The organism is Paenibacillus sp. D9 (assembly GCF_001188365.1).
In the GTDB taxonomy this organism is placed as follows: domain Bacteria; phylum Bacillota; class Bacilli; order Paenibacillales; family Paenibacillaceae; genus Paenibacillus_O; species Paenibacillus_O humicus.
The window spans coordinates 4534523-4541901 of record NZ_JZEJ01000001.1; the positions used below are offsets into that span (position 1 = coordinate 4534523).

Here is a 7379-nt window from a genome sequence, read left to right on the forward strand (position 1 = left end):
TCAGCTGTTCCGCAAGTCAGCGCCTTCCGCACGCTGCTCTCACCGCCAGACAGCTCAACTCTTTCCGCACGCCCCCTCTTTTCCTGAGTCAGCCGGTCCAGACAGAAGTCGACAAGCCGTTCCATGATTGCCCAAATCATTAATATGGATGAGGTGACTTGATTGTCCACGCGACTGAAAAAGAACGTTTCTTCCACGCTTGCTTCCTTGCTCACGTTGGCACTCCTGATAAGCATGTTCGGAGCAGCCGCTGCTCCCGCTGCCGCTGCGGCGGATCCCAACATCCCCCAGAATCTGGCCGTATCCGATGTAAAGGCAAAATCGATTACCTTGACCTGGGATGAAGTTCCCGGAATCGATCCCAACAACGGGTATCAGATCTACTACAAAATCGGAGACAGCACCCAGTGGAACTGGGCGGCCTGGTCCGGATTCTCCCCGAAAATCGTCGGCGGCCTGGAGCCGGAGACGACCTATTCCTTCTACGTCACTTCCGTTCCGGTGCTTGGCACCCAGAGCGAGAAGAGCAATGTGGTCACGGCAACGACCGTCGCCGAGGATCCCAACGCCTATCCGGAGCCGCCGCTGACGACTCCGCAGTATCTCCGCGTGACGGACGTCACCTACAATTCCATCGAGCTTGGATGGACGACGAGTCCTCTCGCTACGGGATACGACGTGTATGTGGACAACAAATGGTTCGGAGGAGACTGGGCAGCGGCCGGCAAATTCTCCTACGAAATCGCCAATCCGACGGCAGGCCAATCCGTGTACTTCCAGGTCGCCGCCCAGGATAAAGATCGCCGGGTATCCGGCAAGAGCAACGGCCTGCGCATCGTCTGGGGCCAGCTCGACGCTCCGCAATCGGTGCAGGTCATATCGGGCACCCGCACCGCGATCTCGCTCGGCTGGGCTCCGGCAGCCGGAGCGACCGAGTATGAAATCTACCGCGACGGCGACCTCATCGGCACCAGCTCGGTTCCGCGTTATGCCGCGACGGGATTGACCGAGGGCCAAGCCTACGACTTTACGGTCGTCGCCAAAAACAGCCTGTGGCAATCGGAAGCGAGTGAGCCGGCAACGGCCGTTCCGGGCCGCGAGTACAACATCGTCGCCTATTATGCCGCCTGGGCACAGGGGGCCCGCCAGTTCAGTCCGGCTGATATCGACGGCTCGCAGATTACGCATATCAACTACGCTTTTGGCGATATTTGCTGGAAGGGCGCCGGCACGACCGGAGCCGAATGCCAGAACCCTGACATTGAGCTGCAACAGGGATATGTGTTCAATGGAGGCGTCATTCAAGGCTATCCGGAGTTCGATCCCCAAGGCTTCGAGGAGCTGAAGGAGCTCAAAGCCGACAACCCGGGCCTGAAGACGCTCATCTCTGTGGGCGGCTGGTCGTGGTCCAAAAACTTCTCGCTCGTCGCCGCGGATGAAATTTCCCGCAGGACGTTTGCCGGCTCCGCCGTCCAGTTCCTTCGCGCCTACGGCTTCGACGGCTTCGACATCGATTGGGAATATCCGGTCGAGGGCGGAGAAACGACCAACGCCAGAGGACCTCAGGACAAGGAGAATTTCACGCTTTTGGTGAAAACGGTCCGCGAGGCGCTTGACGCCGCCGGCCAGGAAGACGGCAAGTATTATCTGCTGACAATCGCTTCCGGCCAAGGCGACAACTTCACGGTAAATGCCGATTATGCCAACTCGGTCCAATACCTCGACTTCATCAACATCATGACCTACGACTACAATGGAACCTGGCAGACGGAAGCGGCCCACAACGCCCCGCTTTACTACGATCCGAACAACAAGACTGCCTCGGCCAAACGCTTCAATGCAGCGGGAGGGCTGCAAGGACATCTGAAAGGCGGAGTGCCGAATTACAAGCTGGTAGCGGGAATTCCGTATTACGGAACAGGCTGGGGCGGCTGCGCGAGCGGCGGCGAGTACCAGCAGTGCTCCAGCACGATCATCGCTGGAACGTGGGGGGCTGATGCGAAGTTCGACATCGCCGATCTCGAAAACAACTACCTGACGAATCCGGACTTCAAGCGGGTGTTCAACAACTACGCCAAGGTTCCATATTTGTACAATGAAAAGACCGGCGTGTTCATCTCTTACGACGATGCGGAGTCGACCGCCTACAAAACCGCTTATATCCGGTCGATCGATATCGCCGGCGCCATGAACTGGGAAATCAGCGCCGACCGCAATCATACGATGTCGGACCAGCTCGCAGCCGACCTCCCTGCGGGAGGCGGCTCTGCGGTCAGCCTGCCGGCGCCGGCAGCGCCGACTGCCGGCAAAGCGGACGCCACTGAAATTCCGCTCCAATGGCAGGCTGTACCGGGTGCGACCGGCTACGACATCTTTGCCAATGGCCAATGGGCGGGGTACGCTGCCGGAACGGAATGGACTTTGAAATCCCTGGAGGCGGATACTTCATATACGATTGAAATTGCCGCCATCCAAAAAGGAGGGGATGGAAAAGCGATCCGGGTTTCGATTTTCAGTTCCCCTCTGATGGCGAAAACAGCTCCTGCCTCCGATCCGACGCCGACACCGACAACAAACCCGACACCGACGCCGACAGCAACGTCGACACCGACACCGACGCCGACAGCAGCGCCATGGTACCCGACATACCCTATCGCTACGCCGACGCCATCCGCAAGCCCGGCTCCATCCGTCACGCCTGCGCCGACAGCTTCGGCATTGCCCGAGCCTTCGGCAAAGCCGCTGCCGTTCAACGATGTCAGCTCCAAGCACTGGGCGAGCGATGCCATCGCTAGAGCCTCCGGGCTGAACATCATCATCGGGTTCGGAGACGGCAGCTTCCATCCGAATGGAAGCGTCACCCGCGCCGACTTCGTCACCATGCTGGGCCGCGCGCTCGGTCTGGACAGCACCGGCGGCAGCCTGGACTTCAAGGATGCTGCCTCCGTTCCGGCTTACGCTCGCGGTTACATCGCGCAGGCTTTGGAGGCGGGCTGGCTGAAAGGATACGAAGACGGCACGTTCGGACCGAAAAAGACGATCACCCGCGCCGAGATCGCGGTGCTTGTCGCCAAAGCGCTCCGGCTTCCGGCCGCAGATTCCAAGCCTGGTTTCGCCGACGCCTCTTCCATCCCGGCATGGGCATCCAAGCACGCAGCCGCGCTGGAAATCGCCGGTCTTATGCAGGGCGACGAAAAGAATCGGTTCCATGGAGATCAGCCTCTGACACGCGCTCAAGCAGCGGTTCTGATCCTCAATCTGATCGACTATGCCAAAAAGGCTCCGTGACAAAAAAAGCCCCTTCACCGTTCAGGTGAGGGGGCTTTTTGCGGACTGAGCGATGCTGTCGATGTCAAGGAAATGTGGACAGCAAGAACGGATCGGCATCATTCGTCCGGGGTCAGACCTTCAGATGCAGGGAGGTCATTTCCCAAGGGTGAATCTCATAGTTGCGAGCCTGATGCAGGACATAGGGATCCTGTTCGACGAGCGCGGCTACCTCTTGCAGCGATTCTCCCATGTAAATGACGAGGCCGCCCCATCCATCTGTGAATCTTCCTCTGGCGGCGATACGGCCCTCCTGCTCCAGCTTCTCCAGGTAAGCGAGATGCTCCGTCCGCAGCCTCGCGCTCTTTTCTTCATCCAGCATTGGCAGCATGACCGCGAAAAATGCCATTGTCGACTCCTCCTCCATCGTTTCGGGAATAGCTTCAGTATACGATTTATTTGAGGGAACGGGCAGGAGATTCAGGGGGTGCCCCCTAAACCTAATCAAAGAGGATTTGAAAACCTATTCAGGCAAGGGGGATAAACATGGAGGCATCGGTAGAGAAGCTGTTCGGTCCCGAACGGCTGGAGGATGCGGCGCTCCGTTTCGGATTGCAGGGGGATCCGAAGAAGCTGGGCGATTTTGAAAACTATATCTATGAAATGCAGACAGCGGAGGGCATTTCCGTCATTCTGCGCCTGACCCACAGCAGCCATAGATCGCTGGAAGAAATTGAAGCCGAGCTTGATTTTCTTCAGCATCTGGAGGCGGAGGGCTGCGGGAAGGATATGGCGTCAAGTCTGGCCTCGCCGTCCGGCAGCCGCATCGAGCAGATCATGGCCGCGGACGGATCGTGCTTCTATGCGTGCCTGTTCCGCAAAGCGCCGGGCGGAAGAGCGGTGCCGGACTCGGAAGCATGGAATCGGCAGCTGTTTGCCGAGTGGGGGGCGGTAACGGCTCGGTTCCACAACGCATCCGCCAAGCTGGATCGGACTTTCGCCCGAAGGCAGTGGAGCGAGGATGACCTCATCGCGAACGCCTCAGCCTATCTTCAGGACGAGGATCCCGGGATTATCGCGCAGCTTGCATCCGTGCTGGATAGGCTGCATGCGCTGCCTCGGCCGGAAGGGAGTTACGGCTTGCTTCACGGAGATATCCATAACGGCAACTTTTTTGTCCACGAAGGCCGCATCACGGTATTCGACTTCGACGACCTGGAATACAGCTGGTACATCCATGATGTCGCCATTCCGCTCTATTACGCGCTCAGCTCCCGAATTCCAGATCGATACGGCGCGGATCGGGACGCATATGCGGCGGACTTCTTCCTTGGCTTCCTGCAAGGCTATCGCAGCGAACGGGAGATGCCGGAGGAGTGGCTGGATGTGCTGGGACTGTTCCTGGAGATGCGCGATCTCACTTTGTATACCGTCCTTGCCAAGAAGCTTGGACCGGAGGAGCTGACGGAAGGGATCCGCGCCTGGATGGGCCAAATGAAGGAACGGATTATGGCCGGAACTCCGATCGTCTCTTTTGATTTCAGGGAACTGGCCGCTGCGCGCAGGTAGATGCTTGCGACAACCGTCCGTGCGGACAGTTCAAATCAAGGGAAGGATTATCGCCGGGATTTCTTGATGTCTCTCTCGATTTTCAGGGGGCTGCCCGCCGTTAGAGCTTGAAGAAAGCCGTCCGCATGGACGGCTTTCGAATGCCGCCGGTAGTTCGGAGCCAGAACTCTCGCTGCCTGTGCAGCGTATTGCCTGCCCTTATTCCGCCCGTTCCGCCGGAGCGTTTTGGTACCTTAGGGACGGTATCTGCCAACAGCGCTTGTTAGTTCTCCTGCACCGGGGTAAGAATTGGTTGTACGGGGACGTTGGCAGCACGAGCAGCCTTTTCAGCCGCTTGCAGGAGGCATGGCTGCTTGAAATGCCGTTATATCGGACATAGGATCCGTTAGTTGTTCCAAATTCCCGAAAAACCCCTTTTATCGGACATAGGATCCGCTATTCGAACGGAAACCGGTCTGGCAGGGCGGGAAATCCAACAATAACGAATCTGATGTCCGTTAAATTTTTTAAAACGGTGCCGGAATCCAAATAACGGATCGTATGTCCGATAGGGAGGGACGCGCCGGGCTCATCTCCTTGCTTGCACTTGAAGAAGGCTTGCCATTACAGCCCTGCTATCCCTAAGGAAGGGCAGCCGCAAAGGAGGCGGGCATCTGTCCGCAAGGATAGAGCCGGAGCAGGGCACCTGCCCGCAAGGATAGAGCCGGAGCCGGCCTTGGGAAATATAGGGTATAATAAACGCATACATAGCTTCGGAGGTGCATCACGGCATATGGAGAAAGTATTGTCATCGCTGTCCAAGTACCGCATCTCGGCCGGGGTCGCTCTGCTGATGATGCTTGTCGAGCTGGCGGTGGAGCTGTCCCAGCCTTTTATCATCGCGAAGATTATCGATGAAGGCATCGCCCATAAAAATCTGCAGGTCGTCTGGCTGTGGGGGGGCGTGCTCGCTGGAGGAGCGCTGATCGCCTTCGCGGCGGGGATATGCAGCTCCTTCTACGCTTCGTACGCAAGCCAGGGATTCGGCTACGACCTGCGGGAGCGGCTGTACGGCAAGGTGCAGTCGTTCACCTACGAGGTGTTCAACCGGTTCGCGGCGTCCAGCCTGATCACCCGTCTGACGGGAGACGTCAGCCAGGTTCAGGATACGGTCTTCATGGCGCTCCGCTTCATGACGAGAATCCCGCTTGTGGTCGCGGGAAGCGTCCTGATGGCGCTCGTCGTCAACTTCCGCCTTGGTCTTATGCTGGCCGCGACGCTGCCGCTGCTGCTGCTCTTCGTCGGCTGGATGATCGGCCGGGCGTCTTCCGTGTTCCAGACGGTGCAGCGCCGTCTCGACAAGGTCAACGCCGTCATTCAGGAGAACTTGACCGGCATCCGCCTCATCCGCGTTTTTGTCCGCATGGGTTATGAAGTCAAGCGCTTCGGGGAAGCCGGCGCCGAGCTGATGAAGGGCACCGTACGCGCCTTGCGCCTGACGGAAACGACCCAGCCGTTCATCATGCTCATCGTCAACGCCGCCATTATCGCCATTCTCTGGTACGGCCGGCTCGATATCGCATCCGGATCGGCGACGGAGGGACAGACGGTTGCGGTCATCAACTATGCGCTGCGGACGATCGGCGCGATGAGCATGCTGGCATGGATCGCCGCGATGTTCTCCCGGGCCGGCGCATCGTCCCGGCGTATCCGCGAAGTGCTGAACGCGGACCGCTGCGATGCGCAAGCGGCTTCCGGAACGAAGCCGCTTGCGGGATCGGATGTCGAATTCCGCTCGGTAGGCTTTACCTACCCGGAGAGCAGCATCCCGATTCTGGAAAGCATCAGCTTCCATGCGCGCGCAGGGCAGCGAGTCGCGATCATGGGGGCGACGGGATCCGGCAAGTCCTCGCTCGTGCAGCTGATTTTGCGCCTGTATGAGCCGACCGATGGCGTGATCGCGGTCGGAGGCACCGATCTTCGGGAGCTTGATGTCAAGGCGCTGCGCCGGGCGATCGGTTATGTCCCGCAGGACGTGACGCTGTTCTCCGGCACAGTCAGCGAAAATATCTCTTGGGGCAACGAGCATGCGACGGAGGAGCAGATCGCGGCCGCAGCGAAGGCGGCCCAGCTGCATGAGACGATCATGCGCCTGCCGGACGGATACGGAACGATGCTCGGCCAGCGCGGCGTGAACCTCTCCGGCGGCCAGAAGCAGCGCCTCTCCATCGCCAGAGCGCTCGTCAGGGAGCCGAAAATCCTTATACTCGACGACAGCACCAGCGCCCTGGACTTGAAGACCGAAGCCCTCTTGCTGCAGGAGCTGGAAGTCATGAGCTGCACAACATTCCTGATTACGCAGAAAATAAGCTCGACCGTGTCGGCGGACCTGATCCTGCTGCTGGAGGACGGCCGTCTGACGGCAGCTGGGCGCCATGAGCAGCTGATGGCGGATTCGGAGCTGTATCGCCGAATCTACGAGTCGCAGTATGGAGAGGAGGCCCGGCATGCCTAAGCAATGGCTCGAACCGCTGAGAGTTCCTCGCCCCGGGCGGGACCCTTCG

At 59.1% G+C, this 7379-nt stretch carries 4 protein-coding genes; 3 read left to right on the top strand and 1 reads right to left on the bottom strand.

The window, feature by feature from the left end:
- Positions 1–162 precede the first annotated feature (162 nt).
- Positions 163–3288: a glycosyl hydrolase family 18 protein gene (locus tag VE23_RS20380; protein ID WP_157054010.1), complete on the top strand. Its 3126-nt coding sequence runs from the start codon at positions 163–165 to the stop codon at positions 3286–3288.
- 112 nt (positions 3289–3400) lie between these two features.
- On the opposite strand, the gene VE23_RS20385 is transcribed toward VE23_RS20380, so the two are convergent.
- Positions 3401–3676 (bottom strand): YciI family protein, encoded by a 276-nt coding sequence (locus VE23_RS20385; RefSeq protein WP_049868926.1) that lies wholly within the window; start codon positions 3674–3676, stop codon positions 3401–3403.
- 137 nt (positions 3677–3813) lie between these two features.
- Between VE23_RS20385 and VE23_RS20390 the strand changes: the two genes are divergently transcribed.
- Both VE23_RS20390 and VE23_RS20395 read left to right on the top strand, forming a co-directional pair.
- Positions 3814–4836, top strand: a complete 1023-nt coding sequence (locus VE23_RS20390) for a phosphotransferase enzyme family protein (RefSeq protein WP_049868927.1) — start codon at positions 3814–3816, stop codon at positions 4834–4836.
- Positions 4837–5608: 772 nt separating this feature from the next.
- Positions 5609–7330, top strand: coding sequence for an ABC transporter ATP-binding protein (locus tag VE23_RS20395; RefSeq protein WP_049868928.1), 1722 nt, complete (start codon positions 5609–5611; stop codon positions 7328–7330).
- Positions 7331–7379 lie beyond the last annotated feature (49 nt).